General features: G+C 73.7%; 16 protein-coding genes. 7 read left to right on the top strand and 9 right to left on the bottom strand.

Annotated features, from left to right (window positions below; genetic code table 11):
* Positions 1 to 403, bottom strand: a 403-nt coding sequence (locus tag ABZ693_RS35040; protein ID WP_359885538.1) for an MBL fold metallo-hydrolase, incomplete at its 3' end; no start/stop codon positions are given.
* A 300-nt stretch (positions 404 to 703) separates the two neighbouring features.
* Between ABZ693_RS35040 and ABZ693_RS35035 the strand changes: the two genes are divergently transcribed.
* The 3 genes from ABZ693_RS35035 to ABZ693_RS35025 all read left to right on the top strand — a co-directional run bounded on the left by ABZ693_RS35035 (position 704) and on the right by ABZ693_RS35025 (position 3,532).
* Positions 704 to 1,957: a DUF2306 domain-containing protein gene (locus tag ABZ693_RS35035; RefSeq protein ID WP_359885537.1), complete on the top strand. Its 1,254-nt coding sequence runs from the start codon at positions 704 to 706 to the stop codon at positions 1,955 to 1,957.
* A complete protein-coding gene (locus tag ABZ693_RS35030) occupies positions 1,954 to 2,856 on the top strand; it encodes a hypothetical protein (RefSeq protein ID WP_359885536.1) in 903 nt (300 codons plus the stop codon). Before ABZ693_RS35035 ends, ABZ693_RS35030 begins: the two co-directional genes overlap by 4 nt.
* An 88-nt stretch (positions 2,857 to 2,944) precedes the next feature.
* Complete coding sequence (locus ABZ693_RS35025) at positions 2,945 to 3,532, top strand: PadR family transcriptional regulator (RefSeq protein ID WP_359885535.1); 588 nt, start codon at positions 2,945 to 2,947, stop codon at positions 3,530 to 3,532.
* A 15-nt stretch (positions 3,533 to 3,547) separates the two neighbouring features.
* On the opposite strand, the gene ABZ693_RS35020 is transcribed toward ABZ693_RS35025, so the two are convergent.
* From ABZ693_RS35020 to ABZ693_RS35000, 5 genes are all read right to left on the bottom strand, one after another.
* On the bottom strand, positions 3,548 to 4,240 hold the full coding sequence (locus ABZ693_RS35020) for an alpha/beta fold hydrolase (protein WP_359885534.1): 693 nt from the start codon (positions 4,238 to 4,240) through the stop codon (positions 3,548 to 3,550).
* 123 nt (positions 4,241 to 4,363) lie between these two features.
* Entirely contained in the window at positions 4,364 to 4,987 is a 624-nt protein-coding gene (locus ABZ693_RS35015) for a phosphoribosylanthranilate isomerase (RefSeq protein ID WP_359885533.1), read from the bottom strand.
* Positions 4,988 to 5,105: 118 nt separating this feature from the next.
* Positions 5,106 to 5,351, bottom strand: coding sequence for a hypothetical protein (locus ABZ693_RS35010; RefSeq protein WP_359885532.1), 246 nt, complete (start codon positions 5,349 to 5,351; stop codon positions 5,106 to 5,108).
* 125 nt (positions 5,352 to 5,476) lie between these two features.
* Positions 5,477 to 6,409 (bottom strand): RNA polymerase sigma-70 factor, encoded by a 933-nt coding sequence (locus ABZ693_RS35005; protein WP_359885531.1) that lies wholly within the window; start codon positions 6,407 to 6,409, stop codon positions 5,477 to 5,479.
* Positions 6,410 to 6,515: 106 nt separating this feature from the next.
* Complete coding sequence (locus ABZ693_RS35000; RefSeq protein WP_359885530.1) at positions 6,516 to 7,892, bottom strand: hypothetical protein; 1,377 nt, start codon at positions 7,890 to 7,892, stop codon at positions 6,516 to 6,518.
* A gap of 245 nt (positions 7,893 to 8,137) precedes the next feature.
* On the opposite strand from ABZ693_RS35000, the gene ABZ693_RS34995 reads away from it, so the two are divergent.
* From ABZ693_RS34995 to ABZ693_RS34980, 4 genes are all read left to right on the top strand, one after another.
* Positions 8,138 to 8,572: an SAV_915 family protein gene (locus ABZ693_RS34995; protein WP_359885529.1), complete on the top strand. Its 435-nt coding sequence runs from the start codon at positions 8,138 to 8,140 to the stop codon at positions 8,570 to 8,572.
* 17 nt (positions 8,573 to 8,589) lie between these two features.
* Positions 8,590 to 9,954, top strand: coding sequence for a diaminopimelate decarboxylase (gene lysA / locus ABZ693_RS34990; protein WP_359885528.1), 1,365 nt, complete (start codon positions 8,590 to 8,592; stop codon positions 9,952 to 9,954).
* A gap of 203 nt (positions 9,955 to 10,157) precedes the next feature.
* A complete protein-coding gene (locus ABZ693_RS34985; RefSeq protein ID WP_359885527.1) occupies positions 10,158 to 11,603 on the top strand; it encodes a glyceraldehyde-3-phosphate dehydrogenase in 1,446 nt (481 codons plus the stop codon).
* Between the two features lie 158 nt (positions 11,604 to 11,761).
* Complete coding sequence (locus ABZ693_RS34980) at positions 11,762 to 12,217, top strand: tellurite resistance TerB family protein (RefSeq protein ID WP_359885526.1); 456 nt, start codon at positions 11,762 to 11,764, stop codon at positions 12,215 to 12,217.
* A 27-nt stretch (positions 12,218 to 12,244) separates the two neighbouring features.
* Here ABZ693_RS34980 and ABZ693_RS34975 read toward each other — a convergent pair whose 3' ends face one another.
* From ABZ693_RS34975 to ABZ693_RS34965, 3 genes are all read right to left on the bottom strand, one after another.
* Positions 12,245 to 13,201, bottom strand: coding sequence for a M56 family metallopeptidase (locus tag ABZ693_RS34975; RefSeq protein WP_359885525.1), 957 nt, complete (start codon positions 13,199 to 13,201; stop codon positions 12,245 to 12,247).
* A gap of 5 nt (positions 13,202 to 13,206) precedes the next feature.
* Positions 13,207 to 13,635 (bottom strand): BlaI/MecI/CopY family transcriptional regulator, encoded by a 429-nt coding sequence (locus ABZ693_RS34970; protein ID WP_359885524.1) that lies wholly within the window; start codon positions 13,633 to 13,635, stop codon positions 13,207 to 13,209.
* 396 nt (positions 13,636 to 14,031) lie between these two features.
* Complete coding sequence (locus ABZ693_RS34965; protein WP_359885523.1) at positions 14,032 to 14,322, bottom strand: hypothetical protein; 291 nt, start codon at positions 14,320 to 14,322, stop codon at positions 14,032 to 14,034.
* Between the last annotated feature and the right edge of the window lie 252 nt (positions 14,323 to 14,574).

Genomic DNA, 14,574 nt, shown 5'->3' with positions numbered 1-14,574 from the left:
TCATCACGCCGTACGGGACGGTGTCCTCGCCCCGCTCGTACACGAGCACGCTGATGGACTCCGGGGTGTGGCCCGGCGTCTCCATGATCTCCAGCACGACGTCGCCGAGCGCGATGCGCTCGCCGTCCGCGAGCTTGCGTATCGCGTACTCGGTCTCGGCGCGCTGCCCGTAGCCGATCCACGCGCCCGTCTCGTCGGCCATCTCCAGGTGACCGGCGACGAAGTCCGCGTGGAAGTGGGTGTTGATCACGCCGACGACCGTGAAGCCGCGGGCGCGGGCGTCCGCGAGGTACTCGGAGACATCACGACGGGGGTCGACGACCACGGCCTGGCCGGTGGTCTCGTCGGCGATCATGTACGACGCCTGGGAGAGGCAGTCGAGGTAGTACTGGGCGAAGAACACGGCGGATCTCCCGTTCGCGTAGTGCGGCACGCCCGCTGGAGCGGACTCGTGACCGGCGGTCCCGGAACGTATACCCGCGCCGACCGTCGACCTCCGATACCCCCCTGGGTATCAACGCCCTCGACCGTAGACGGCCGCACCACCCGAAGTCAAATACCCCTAGGGGTATCAGTCACCTTCCTCCTGCCCCACCCACGCGTTCCGGCCATTGACCCTGACAGGGCTTACCCCTACCTTCGCCCATAGTCCTTTCTGGACTATGGAGCCGTGATCGAGCCGCGCGAAGGCCAGGGAGCCGCCATGTCACGAGCCACGCACCCCCGCACCGAGCACGGCACGGCCGATCAGACCGATCCGATCACCCCCGCCGGGGCCCGCCCGGGCGTGCGCTGGGGACGGATCGCCGCCCTCGCCGTCACCGTGGTCTGCCTCGCCTACGCGCCGATCGCGATCACCGGCCTCTGGCCGTTCGCGCGCCCCGGCGCCCCCTCCCTCGGGGAGTGGCTGCTCGGCCACTCGGTCTCGCCCGAGTACGTCGCCGCCGTGTTCCGGGACCGCGCGGTCCCGTACGCCCGCAGCCTGGCCCCGCTGATCGTCCACTCGGTGATGGGCGGGCTGCTCATGCTGCTCGGCCCGGCCCAGCTGCTCACGGCGGTCCGGCGGCGGATCCGGCTGCACCGGGCCCTCGGCATCCTCTACGCCGCCGTCGTGTACGTGTCGATGGCGGGCGCCGCGCTGTACCTGGCCCGCACCCGGCCCGAGGAGGCGTTCAGCGGGGCGGCGTTCTGGATCGTGCTCGCGACGCTCCTGACCGGCACGGTCCTCAGCGTCACCTTCGGCGTGCTCACCGCCGTGAACCGGCTGCCGGATCTGCACCAGCGATGGATGCTGCTCTGCTATGCCTACCTCATGACCGCGCCCCTGCTGCGCATCGAGTGGGGCGTGCTGCCCGCGTTCTACCCGGGGCTCACGCTCCAGGACATCAACCGCGTCGCGCTCATGCACCTCGGCACGCTCGTCGTCCTCGGTGCCCTGCTCGCCTCCCGTGCGCTCGACCGGCGCGACAACCACCGGTACGTGACCGGCCGTTGGTGGCCCGCCCCGGTGCTCGTCGGCACGTACGCGGTGGCCGCGGCGGGCCTCGTGTGGCTCGGGTACGGCTTCCTGGGGCACGGTACGGAGGGGCGCCGGCTGCTGCTCGCGTACGCCGTCCCGTACGTCCTGCTCCTCGCCGTCCTGCACGTCCGCGCCCGGCGGGCGGCCCGACGCGGCGCGGTGTGGGCCCGCGAGGAGTGGCACACCCACCTGGTGGTGATGTCACTGGCGCCCGCGTTCTCGGCGGGTACGGCGGTCGTGTGCCAACGGGCCATGGGACTGGACGAGTTGACGGGTCTGACGGCGGGAGCGGGCCTCGCCTGCGGATTCCTCGCCTTCGCCGCCCACACCCTGGTCAGCGTGCGCGTGCTGTACGGGCGCGAGGCCCGGAAACGGCGAGCGGGCCGGCCGGCGGCCCGTACGGCGACGGTCGCGGCCGGCGACGGGAGCGCGTCGTGAGCGGGGCCCAGGACCGGGAGCCGATGCGGGCCGGACGCGAACTCGGCGCCGGAGTCGTCGTATTGAGCACCGTCGTGGCGCTGATCAGCGTCGCCGTCGGCGCGCTGCTCGTCGTCGCCGCCCTCACCGGCCGCGCGGCCGGCCCCTGGGTCTCCCCCGAGGCGCTGAGCCCCGGGCTGCTCGGGGCCGCCATGCTCGGCACGTCGCCCGCCCTGCTGACGATCGGCCGGGCCGGGACCTGGGAGGAGGTCCGCACCCTGGCATGGCCGCTCACCGTGGTGCTGACCGGCCTGTTCACCGTGTCCCTGGTGAACGGCGGCGACCTGCGGGTGGTGACCGGCGGGCCCATCCTCCTCGTCATGTTCAGCCTGGGCTGGGTCGCGACGCTCGCGCTGCTCGCCGCCGGCGCGCTGGTGGCCCTGGCCCTCCAGTACCGCGTCCCGGCCGGGCCGCCCACGCCCCGTACCACACCGCTGCCCGCGTGGTCGAAGCCGCTGCTCGCGCTCCTCGGCGCGGGCTGGTCCGGGGCGGGCGCGGGACTGCTCGTGGCACCCGGGTTCTGGGGCGCGCTCGTCCCCTGGCAGGTGAACCGCGCCGACGCCCACGGTCTCGGGGTGTGGGCGCTCGCACTGGGCGCCGGGGTGCTCGGTTCGCTCGCGGAGGACGATCTGGCCCGGCTCCGGCCTGCCCTGCTCGCCCTCCCCGGGGTCTCGCTGGCCGCCGGCGTCGTGCTCGCCGTCCGCGCGCCGGACGTCGACTGGTCCTCGGGTGCCGCGTGGTGCCTGGCCGGCCTGGTCGCCGGCCTCCTGGTGACGGGGGTCTCGGGCCATCTGCTGCTGACCCGCCACCGCGCGACCGCGTCCGCGCCCGCCTCCCCTTCCGCGCCGCTGTCCGGCTGAGGTCCCCGTAGGTCCCCGTACAGTCGGACGCGGGGCCCGGCGCCTCGGCGGGCGGGGCGCGCCCCGTCGCGGCGTGTACGGTCGCGGCATGCCTGACGTCCGGTTGACCACGCCCTCGTTCCTGGTGCTCGGCATCGTCGACACGCTCGGCGAGGCCAGCCCGTACGACGTGAAGGTGGAGGCCGCGCGCACGGTCGCGCCGTTCTGGTCGGTCCCGCACGCGCAGGTGTACGCGCAGTGCGACCGGCTTCTGGCGGCGGGGCTGCTCACCGAGGTACGGCGCGAGGGCGGGCGCGGGCGCCGGCTGCTGCGGGTCACCGAGGAGGGGACGCGGGCGCTGCGCGGATGGCTGGAAGACACCGCGTTCGTACCGGTCGAGGCGCGCGAACGCGGCATCCTGAAGCTCTGGTTCGGGGCCCGCCCCGGGCCCCACGCCCCGGTCCAGATCGGGGCGCACACCCGCACCCTGGAGGAGTACGAGGAACTGGCCGCGACGGTGGGCGAGTTGATCACCCGCGGACAGCGCGAGGCCCTGGAGTTCGGCATCCGCTACGAACGGATGATGGTCGACTTCTGGCGCTGGGTCGCCGACCGGGACCCGGGCGACGACCCTGACGGCGACCCCGGCGACGCCCCGGGCCGGGACCCCGGCCCGGACCCCGGCGACGAGGCTTGACCGGGGTGCGTGGTCTCAGGAGCGGGCGCTGTCCGCCGCCTCGGCGAGGATGCGGGCGAGTTCGCGGGGACGGGTGGTCATGGGCCAGTGGCCGGAGTCGATGTCGGCGTACTCGATGCGGGTGGCCTGCGTGAGCTCCGGGCTGAGGCCCTGGGCGATCCACTCCTTGACCTGGGCCGGGGTGTACTCGGGGCAGACGAGCAGCAGCGGCATGTCGAAGCGGCGCTCGTCGGTCAGCCGCAGCACGCCCCGGGCGACGCCCTCGGGCACCGGGTGGGCGCCCGCGGCGAGCCGGTCGCGGGTCGGCTGGTCGAGGTCGGCGGAGTCGGGACCCTCGAAGGCGGCCCAGCCCGGGAAGGGCATGACGCCGTCCTCGATCGCGAAGAAGTCGGCGTAGGCGCTGCCGTCGGCGGCCGGGTAGCCGCCGACGAGAGCGACCTTGGCCACCTTCTCCGGGCGCGCGTCGGCCGCCAGCCACGCCAGGTTCGACGCGGCGGAGTGCCCCACGACCAGGACCTTTCCGGGGGCCGCGTCGACGGCGGCGAGGACGGTCGCCACCTGGTCGGCGAGGGTCGCGGAGGTGTCGCCGTCGCCCTGGCCGGGGAGGTCGAGCGCCACGGGGCGGTGGCCGAGCGCGGTCAGCTCGGGCACGACCTCGTCCCAGGCGGATCCGTCGAGCCACAGGCCGGCGATGAGCAGGATGTCCATGTCGCGTTCTCCAGGAGTGCGTACCGTTCTGGCCGGGGCACGCTATCCGGAGGGTCTGACATCACCGGGTCGGACGAGGCCGCCGCCCTCCCGAGTCCCCTCGCATCCCTCGACTTCCCGTGTTCAGCGGGCGTCCCGCGCTCCGGCGGTCTTCGCCGCGACGACGAAGGCGCGGATCAGGTCGTGGTCCTTCACTCCGGGGGCGGACTCGACGCCGCTGGAGACGTCGACGCCCCAGGGGAGGGCCTGTCCGATGGCCTCGGCGACGTTGTCCGGGGTGAGGCCGCCCGCGAGCAGCCAGGTTCCCTCGGGGCGCGCGGTGTCGAGGAGGGACAGGTCCCAGCGGGTGCCGGACCCGGCGTCGGGCGAGTCGAGCAGCAGGACGTCCTCGCGGTAGGCGCCGATCCGGGTGTCCGGCCGGTCCTTCAGGGAGGTCGCGCGCCACAGGCGGGGGAAGACGTCGAAGGCCTCCGCGAAGTCCCGCTCGCCGTAGGCTGTTCCGTGCAACTGGAGGGCGCCGAAGCCCAGTTCGCGGGCGATTCCGGCGGCCTCGGCGGCGGGCGTGTCGTTGACGACGAGGACCGAAAGCACCTCGGAGGGGACGTGCGCGGCGAGCCGCGCCACCTGGTCCCGGGCGAGTCCGCGCACGCTGGTCCCGCTGATCACCAGCCCGATCGCGTCGGCTCCGGCCGCGGCGGCCACGTCGATGTCGGCGGTCGTGGCGAGCCCGCACACCTTGACGAACACTGTCTCTCCTCCGCTGCCCCGCGTCCCGTGCCCGCCGCTCCCCGGTGGGGCGACGGCCCGGCCGAGCCTACCGCCGCCGGGAAGAGGCCCGGACCGGCCCGGAACTCAAGGCCGAAGCTCAGGGCCGGGTCAGCACCAGGACGCCGTACCGCTCGACGACGGGCGACGGCCGGTCCGCCGGTTCGGCCCGGGTGTCCGCGGCGAGGCGGCGCAGTCCGGCGGCGGACTCCGCCTCCGTCAGCCGGGCGAACTTCGACTGCGGCCGGGTCGTCATCCGTTCGTGGAAGTCGCGCAGACCGCGGGTGACGGGCCGTGCGGGCCCGGTCGGGCAGATGGTGGACCACCCGGGCGTTGCCGCGTTCATGGACGTCCGCCAGCCGCTCGTCGTCGTGGTCCCGGACGACGGGCCGCGGGGCCGCCGCCGGACGCGTGTTCCCGTCCATGCCGGTAATCCTCTCCGGCGCGAACTCGCCCGCAAGAAGGCCCCGTTCAGCGGGAGAGCGGGGCCTCGCGGGCGATCCGGGACAGCTTCTCGGGGTTGCGTACCGCGTAGAGACCGGTGACCAGGCCCGCCTCGACGCGCAGCGCGAGGACGGTGTCGGTCTCGCCGTCGGCCCGCATGATCAGCGCCGGGCGGCCGTTGATCTGGGCCGGCCGCAAGGTGGCGAGCGTGGCGAGCCGGCCGAGGACGGCGATCACCCGGTCGGCGCCGACGACGGGTTCGAGCGCGGCCCTGACGACCCCGCCGCCGTCGGTCAGCAGCACCACGTCGGGGGCGATCAGATCGCACAGCCCTTGCAGGTCGCCGGTCTCGACCGCCGTACGGAACGCGTCGATCACCCCGCGGGTCTCGGCCGCCGACACCTCCCCGCGCGGGCGGCGCGCGGCGACGTGGGACCGCGCCCGGTGGGCGATCTGCCGGACGGCGGCCGGGGACTTGTCGACGGCGGCCGCGATCTCGTCGTACTCCAGGCCGAAGACCTCGCGCAGCACGAACACCGCCCGCTCGGTCGGCAGCAGCGTCTCCAGGACCAGCATCATCGCCATCGAGACGCTGTCGGCCAGTTCGACGTCCTCGGCGACGTCGGGTGCGGTGAGCAGCGGCTCGGGCAGCCAGGGGCCGACGTACGACTCCTTGCGCCGGGCGAGGGTGCGCAGCCGGGTGAGCGCGAGGCGGGTGGCGATCCGTACCAGGTACGCGCGCCGCTCCCGTACGGCGGACACGTCGACGCCCGTCCACTTCAGCCAGGTCTCCTGGAGGATGTCCTCGGCGTCGGCGGCCGAGCCGAGCAGCTCGTAGGCGATGGTGAAGAGGAGGTTCCGGTGGGTGACGAAGGCGTCGGTGGCCGGATCGGTCCCGCCGCCCGGTTCCTCTCGCCGCCGCTCCCCCGGCCCTACGCCGTGTTCCTCGTGGTCCGTCACCGGCCGCTCCTCTCGGTTCGCGCTCGTGCGCGCGCTGATCCGTGTCACGGGCACAGGACGCCGGCCGGGGCCGCCGTGTGACAGACCGGCCCCGGCGCGGGGAGACTCACAGGTCCCCGGGATTCCCGAAGTCGTCGGAATCCAGCTCCGGTTCCGGTCCCGGCTCCGTTCCCGATTCCGGCTCCAATCCCGGCTCCGGTCCCCGTCCCCGTCCCGATTCCGGCTCCGCGTCCGTCTCGTACGCGTCGAGGGCGTACGGGTGGACGTACCGTTCCTCGCCGAACGGGGCGAACCAGCCGTCCGCCCCGCTCTCGGCTCCGGCCCGGCGGCGGGGGTGCGGGCCGGGGCCGCCGGCCTGCCGGACGTGGGCGCCGAAGCGGTCGAGGGCCGTCGCGACGGCGTCGTCGAGGAGTCCGTACAAGTCGAGGGCCACACGGGCCTGTTCGAGCAGGAAGTGCAGGACGAGTTCCTCGGCGGGGCAGCCGAGGCGGCGGAAACTCCCGTCGGTGAAGCGGGTGGTGAGCGCGACGGCGGTCACCAGGAAGCGGCGCGCGAAGAGTTCGTCGTAGCGGGCCCGGGGGCGGACGGGCAGCCGGTCCAGGTGCCAGAGGTGGCTCTCGCAGGAGGCGACGTCGGTGTCCTCCTCCGCCAGCGCCTGCACGTCGTCGTACAGCTCGTCGATGAGGACCTCGGCGGCGTGCACGAGGGCGCCGGCGGCCAGCGCGGCGGTGTCCTCGGGCGCACCGAAGACGGCCGGGTCGAAGGCGTGCAACCGGAAGGCCATGGAACGGAGTTCGGCCTCGGGGTCGGGGGCCTCCTCCAGGACGTCCGCCCAGAGGTCGGCGTCCTCGTCGTATCCGGTGCCGTCCGCGCCGTCGCCCTCGCCGAGGCCGGCGAGGTCCCACGGGTCGCGGTCGTCGTCCACGCCCCGGAAGCCGCCCGCACCACCCGTACCGCCCGTACCGCCGCGCCCGTCGAGGGAGGCGAGGACGTCGAGCACGTCGAACCCCTCGCCGTCCTCCGTGCGCGGGGTGCGCCAGGGCCGCGGGGTCTGCGGCCCGATCGCGGGCCGGCCGGCGTGCCGGGCCCGGCGCAGCGCCGGGTCGCTGGGCGGGGCGCCGGGCCCGTCGGCGGCGGCCAGGCTCTGCTGCGCGAGGCCGGTGTGCAGCCGGACCTCGCTGCTCAGCACCAGCCAGCCGGCCAGGGGTTCGACGCGGTCCAGCACCTCCTGGGTCACGGCTCCCGCCGCGTCCTCGGCGGTCTCCAGGGTGGGTGCCCCGACGTTCACGGTCAGCACGGCGCCGCCGGGGTGGGCGGCGACGGTCACGTCGAAGACGTCGACCGCGACGCCGTCGGGGCCCTCGACCCCGGCGACCGAGTCGAAGCCCCGCTCGAGGAGGACGACGGCGCCGAACCGGCCGAGCGCGTCGAGCTCGGCGGCGCCGTCCGGTATGCACGTTTCCACGGTCACCACGTACGTCACGACGGCAAGCGTGCCAGGTCCGCCGGGGCGGATCGAGGGGATCGGGAAAACCTCTCGAAAACGGGCGGGCGGCCTCCGCTGTGACCGGCCCGGGATGCCCGACCCGCCGCCCGTCCGGGCGAATCGCGTCAAAGGCCCGTCAGAAGCGCGTCAGGGCAGGTCCGGGAGGTGTCCGGGGCGGGCAGGGTGACGGAGGACGGCCCCGGCGCGCCCGGCGCGGGGCGTCCGTTCCCGGGAGGAACACCATGGTCACCACCCTGTACGCGTGCGGAGACGACCCCGAGCCCTGCGAACGGGTGCCGGCCGGACGGCTGTACGTACCCGTCCGGCCGGCCGCTCACGGGTGCGCGGTACGACTGTTCCGTACGCCGGTCGGACGGCGGACGGCGGTCGCGTTCACCACCCCCGGGCGGCTGCGGGCCGTCCTCGGCGCCGGGCACGCCTGGGCGCCGCTGGCCGTCCCGGCCCTGCGGGCCCTCGTCGCGCCGCTGGGCGTCGACGCGCTGATCGTCGACCCCGTCCTCACCGCCCCGGCGCCCGCACCGGTCCCCGCGCCGGCCGCGCCTCCCGCCCAGGCGCCCCGCCCCGACCGACCCGACCGGCCCACTCGGCCCGCGCAACCCGACCGGCCCGCCCGCCCTGTCCGTCCCGTACGGCCCGCCGCCGTACCGGCCCGGTGAAGGGGAGCGCCGCCGTCATGACCGTCACCCCTCTCCCGCCCCTTCCTCTCTCTCCCACCGCGCCCGAACGTCCCCAGGACCAGGACGAGGGCCTGTCCGTCTGGCCCGCCTCGGCCGTCGACCGCCCGGACGGCCGGCTCACCGTCGCCGGCGTCGCGCTCGACGAGATCGCCGAACGTCACGGCACCCCGGTCTACGTCCTCGACGAGGACGAGGTGCGCGGACGCTGCCGCCGCTACCGCGACGCCTTCCCCGAGGCCGACGTGCACTACGCCGCCAAGGCGTTCCTGTGCCGGGCGCTCGCGCACTGGGTCGAGGAGGAGGGCCTGGGCCTGGACGTGTGCTCCGCCGGGGAGCTGGAACTCGCCGTCACCACCGGCTTCCCGCCCGACCGGATCCTGCTGCACGGCAACGCCAAGTCGCCCGAGGACCTGCGGACGGCGCTGCGCCTCGGCGTCGGCCGGATCGTCATCGACAGCCCGGCCGAGATCGCCCGGATCGCCGCCGCCGTCCCGCCGGGCGCCGAGCAGAAGGTGATGCTGCGGGTCACGCCCGGCATCGGCGCGGGCGGCCACGCCAAAATCCGCACCGGGTCCGAGGGGCAGAAGTTCGGGCTGTCGCTGCGCGACGGGCACGCCCAGCACGCCGTCGCCCGGGTCCTCGGCCAGCCGCGGCTGCGGCTGACCGGGCTGCACTGCCACCTCGGCTCGCAGATCACCACCGTCAAGCCGTATCTGGCGGCGGTGCGCCGGCTCGTCGGTCTGATGGCCCGGACGCGCGATCTGTACGGAGTGGTGCTGCCCGAGCTGGATCTGGGCGGCGGCCACGGGGTCGCGTACCGCCCCGGCGACCCGGTCCTCGATCCGGCGGCGCTGGCCCACCGGGTGCGGGCGGAGCTGATCGAGAGCTGCGCGGGCGCGGGGCTGCCGGTGCCGCGCCTGATCATCGAGCCGGGGCGGGCGATCGTCGGTCCGGCCGGGGTCGCCGTCTACCGGGTGCTCGCGGTGAAGGCGACGGCCGCGCGGGTGTTCGTGGCGGTCGACGGCGGGATGAGCGACAACCCGCGCCCGGCGCTGTACGGGGTGCGGTACGCGCCCCGGCTGATCGGCCGGCGCGGGGCGGCGGAGCGGGTGGCGACGACGGTCGCGGGGCGGCACTGCGAGGCGGGGGACGTCCTGGCGGAGAACGTGCCGCTGCCGGCCGACGTCCGTCCGGGTGATCTGCTGGCCGTGCCGGTGGCGGGCGCGTACCACCTGTCGATGGCGTCCTCGTACAACCTGGTCGGCCGCCCGCCGGTGGTCGCGGTGTCGGCGGGCACGAGCCGGCCGCTCGTCCGCCGGGAGACGCTGGAGGACCTGCGGGCGCGTGACGTGGGTCTCTGAGACGGGCGGGGCACCGGGGTCACGGGGGTCACGGACGGGCGTCGGGGCGCGGCGGGCGGAAGGCGAACGGGGGCACCAAATCAGCCATTACCGACGGAATCCGCCACATCGCACCCCGTGTCCAGGACCACAGTCCGCCCCCCTGCCGCACATCCGAAGGGTCGGGTTAGCATATGAGCACTGCCTAGCTCGAAAGTTGCACTGTGACTGTCAACGAGGACTCGTTCACAAACTGGAAGCACCGCGAGGAAATCGCGGAGTCCATGATTCCGATCATCGGGAAGCTGCACCGAGAGCAGGACGTCACGGTCCTTCTTCACAGCCGCTCCCTGGTCAACAAGTCGGTCGTCAGCATCCTGAAGACGCACCGGTTCGCCCGGCAGATCGACGGCGAGGAGCTCTCGGTCACCGAGACCATGCCGTTCCTGGAGGCGCTGACCACTCTGGACCTCGGTCCTTCCCAGATCGACATCGGCATGCTCGCCGCCACCTACAAGGCGGACGACCGCGGTCTGTCGGTCGCGGACTTCACCGCCGAGGCCGTCGCGGGTGCCACCGGTGCCGCGAAGCTGGAGCGTGGCGAGGGCCGCGATGTGGTCCTGTACGGCTTCGGCCGTATCGGCCGCCTGGTCGCCCGCCTGCTCATCGAGAAGGCCGGCTCCGGCAACGGCCTGCGGCTGCGCGCCATCGTCGTGCGCGGCGGTGGCGAGCAGGATCTGGTGAAGCGCGCCTCGCTGCTGCGGCGCGACTCGATCCACGGTCAGTTCCAGGGCACGATCACCGTCGACGAGGCGAGCAGCTCGATCGTCGCCAACGGCAACACGATCCGGGTGATCTACGCCAACGACCCGTCCGAGGTCGACTACACGGCGTACGGCATCCAGAACGCGATCCTGATCGACAACACCGGCAAGTGGCGCGACCGCGAGGGTCTGTCGAAGCACCTGCTTCCGGGCGTCGACAAGGTCGTCCTGACGGCCCCCGGCAAGGGCGACGTCCCGAACATCGTGCACGGTGTCAACCACGACACGATCAAGCCGGACGAGCGCATCCTGTCCTGCGCCTCCTGCACCACCAACGCGATCGTCCCGCCGCTCAAGGCCATGGACGACGAGTACGGTGTGCTGCGCGGTCACGTGGAGACCGTCCACTCGTTCACGAACGACCAGAACCTGCTGGACAACTACCACAAGGCCGACCGTCGCGGTCGTTCCGCGCCGCTCAACATGGTCATCACGGAGACGGGTGCCGCCTCCGCCGTGGCCAAGGCGCTGCCCGAGCTGAAGGCGCCGATCACCGGCAGCTCGATCCGCGTCCCCGTCCCGGACGTCTCGATCGCCATCCTGAGCCTGCGTCTGGGCCGCGAGACCACCCGCGAGGAGGTCCTGGAGTACCTGCGCGACGTCTCGCTGCACTCGCCGCTGAAGCGCCAGATCGACTTCACCACGGCCCCCGACGCGGTCTCGATGGACTTCGTCGGCTCGCGTCACGCCTCGATCGTCGACGCCGGCGCGACCAAGGTCGACGGCGACAACGCGATCCTGTACCTGTGGTACGACAACGAGTTCGGCTACTCGTGCCAGGTCATCCGCGTCGTCCAGCAGGTCTCGGGCGTCGCCTACCCGACCTTCCCGGCTCCGGCGGCCTGATCACAGGAAGCCCGAACCGGTTCCGGCACAGCGCGGAATCACGCACCGAACGGCGGTGGGGTACTCCCCACCGCCGTTCGGCGTTTCCCGGGAACTCCCCGTCAGGCTGGTACGTTCTACACCTCCGTAGAAGCAACCGACATCGGGAGTACAGCGACATGGCCCTCTGGGACCGCATCAAGGAATCCGCGTCGACGATGCAGACGCAGCTGGTCGCCAAGAAGAACGATCTGAAGTCCGGGGCCTTCCGTGACGCTTCGATGGCGATGTGCGCGCTGGTCGCGGCCGCGGACGGCACCATCGACCCGTCCGAGCGCCGCCGCGTCGCCCAGCTCATCGCCACCAACGAGGTGCTGCAGAACTTCGACGCGATCGACCTCCAGCGCCGCTTCGACGCCAACCTCGACAAGCTGACCGCCGACTTCGACTTCGGCAAGGTGAGCGTGCTCCAGGAGATCGCCAAGGCGAAGAAGAAGCCGGCCGAGGCGCGCGCGGTCGTGCAGATCGGCATCGTCATCGGCGGCGCCGACGGCGACTTCGACAAGACCGAGCAGGCCGTGGTGCGCGAGGCGTGCTTCACCCTCGACCTGCCGCCGCACGAGTTCGACCTGTAGTCACCTGCCGCTACGGGGGCCGCGCCGTCACGCCAGGGGCGTGGCGGCGGCGCGCAGGAGCAGGAAGAGCGTGACGGCCGAGTTCGCCGAGGACAGTGCCGAGACCGTCGCACCCGCCGCCGCGCCCCAGACGGCGAGGCCGGTCGCCGTGCTGGGCGGCGGCCAGGCGAGGCCGGGCGCGGCGGGCTCGGGCCCGAGCAGGGCGGCGACCCGGCGCGGCACCGGTCCCGCCCCCCCGCCCGAGGCCGCCGGAAGCGTGGCGGCCGGGGCCGGGGCGGAGATCAGTGCCGCCCGGCCGATCGCGCGGGCGACCGTACGGCGGCTGCCGACCGCGTCGGCCGCCGCCTCGTCGGCCCAGCGTTCGGCGGTGTAGGTGACGGCGGTCCGCAGCGGGCGCAGGAACGGGTTGGCACGGGCCGCGAGCTCGACGGCGAGCAGATGCCGGTGGTGGCGGGCCTTCAGATGGGCCCGCTCGTGCGCGAACAGCGCCCGGCGTTCGGCGGAGCCGAGCGCGCCGAGCAGCCCGGCGCTGACCACCACCCGGTCACGGCCGCGGCGCCGGCCCGGCAGCGCGTAGGCGTACGGCACGGGGTCGGGCAGCACCGCGACCGGCCGGCCCGGCAGCCCGGACAGGGCCCGCTCGACCCGGCGCCGTACCCGCAGATGCCGGACGAGCGCGTGCGCGCAGCCGAGGACCACGGCCCCGAGGGCGGGGATCGCGAGGCGCCCGGCGATCTCGTCGTACGGCACGGCGGCCCGTACCTCCGGATCGGACCAGCCGTCCGGCAGCGGGTTGCCCGGGAGCTGCGCGGTGCCGACGACCATGAGCAGCATCAGGCAGAGGGTGCTGCACAGGGCGAGGACGACGGCGAAGCCGGTGAGCAGCCGGGTGGCGGTACGCGGATGCAGCCGGTGCTCGGCGAGCCGGGCGACCGGCCAGGCGCTCAGCGGGAGCAGCAGCGGAAGGAAGACGAAGACTCCCATGCCCGCTAGTCTCCGCCCTCCCGCGGGCCGCCCGTTCTCTCTTCGCCCTCGTCGCCGAGGAGTTCACGCAGCAGTCGCTCGTCGTTCGGCGAGAGCGCGGTGACGAAGCTGGCGAGGACGGCCTTGCGGTCGGATTCGGCGTCGAGGACCTTGCGCATGCGCAGCGCGGCGAGACCGGACTCGTCGGCGACGGCGGTCCAGACGAAGGACCGGCCGGCGCGCTCGCGGGCGACGGCGCCCTTGACGTGCAGCCGGGTCAGGATGGTGATGACCGTGGTGTAGGCGAGTCCGCCGTCGAGGTGTTCCTGGACCCAGACCACGGGGACGGGGGCGGGGGCGTTCTTCAGCACGGCGAGCACCTGGGCTTCCAGCTCGCCCTGGCCGCGCCTGCGCGGGGCGGGTTCCACCCCGCCCACGCCGCTTCGGTCCGTCACGCCGTCACCCTCTCCCGGCCCCCTGCCGGCCCTGCGCCGGTCCGCCCCGTCGGCGCGGTGCCGTTCCCGCGCTGTGCGCGCCCCGGTCCGCTTCCGTCCAGTCCTTCATCCTACTGATCGGTTCGGCGGGGGACACCCGGGCGGGGTGCGGGCTCGGGCGTGACTCTGAGAGGCACCTTTCCGTCCCGGACATCCGCTATGACTCCTGTGGCGCACCCGCATTTCGCCGCCGCGGTCCTCGTATGACCCCCGGGGTGGGTACGGCGTACCGCCGACTCACGGCACCCGGGCCCGGATCGACCCTGACTTGACGGACTTACTCCGCGGGAACGTTCCCTCTCCGGGGCAGCCGCGCCCCGCACACCGCGCACCCGTAGTGGTCGTCCCGTACGAGGTTCAGCGCGGCGCACGCGGGCGCGGCCCCGTCGTGGAGACCACCAGCCACGGGCGCAGATCCGGGACGCCCGGCCCGGAGAGCAGGACGAGGGCCGCGTGGGGCGGGGTGAGGGCGTCCACGGTGACGCTCCGGTAGCGGTGGATGCGCTCGACCGTGAGCCTGCCGCCGTCGAGATGGTCCCCCGTCCGCACCACTCCGCCCACGCAGCGCACGACGCACCGCGCCCTGTCCGGGCCGTCGTCCTCGATCTCGTGGATCTGGAGCTGCCCGTCGACCCCCCTGTCGCGCATGGGAGCACCTTAGCCACTAGCATCGTGGCACTGAGTGTGTTTTGCTGAGGGTACTCAGTGCCAAGACGTGTCGCGTGCCATCCGCGCCACGCCAACGCACCGCATCACACCGCATCACATCGCATCGCTAGGGGAGCTCCCGATCATGTCCAAGGACTTCGACCTGTATCGCCTGTCCGAGGAGCACGAGATGCTCCGGGAGACGGTCCGTTCGCTGGCGGAGGCGAAGATCGCTCCGTTCGCCGCCGCGGT

Origin of the sequence: Streptomyces laurentii (assembly GCF_040635425.1) — a bacterium.
In the GTDB taxonomy this organism is placed as follows: Bacteria; Actinomycetota; Actinomycetes; order Streptomycetales; family Streptomycetaceae; genus Streptomyces; species Streptomyces laurentii.
Note: the sequence above shows the minus strand (reverse complement) of the source record. Positions and strands in the feature narration are given on the sequence as shown.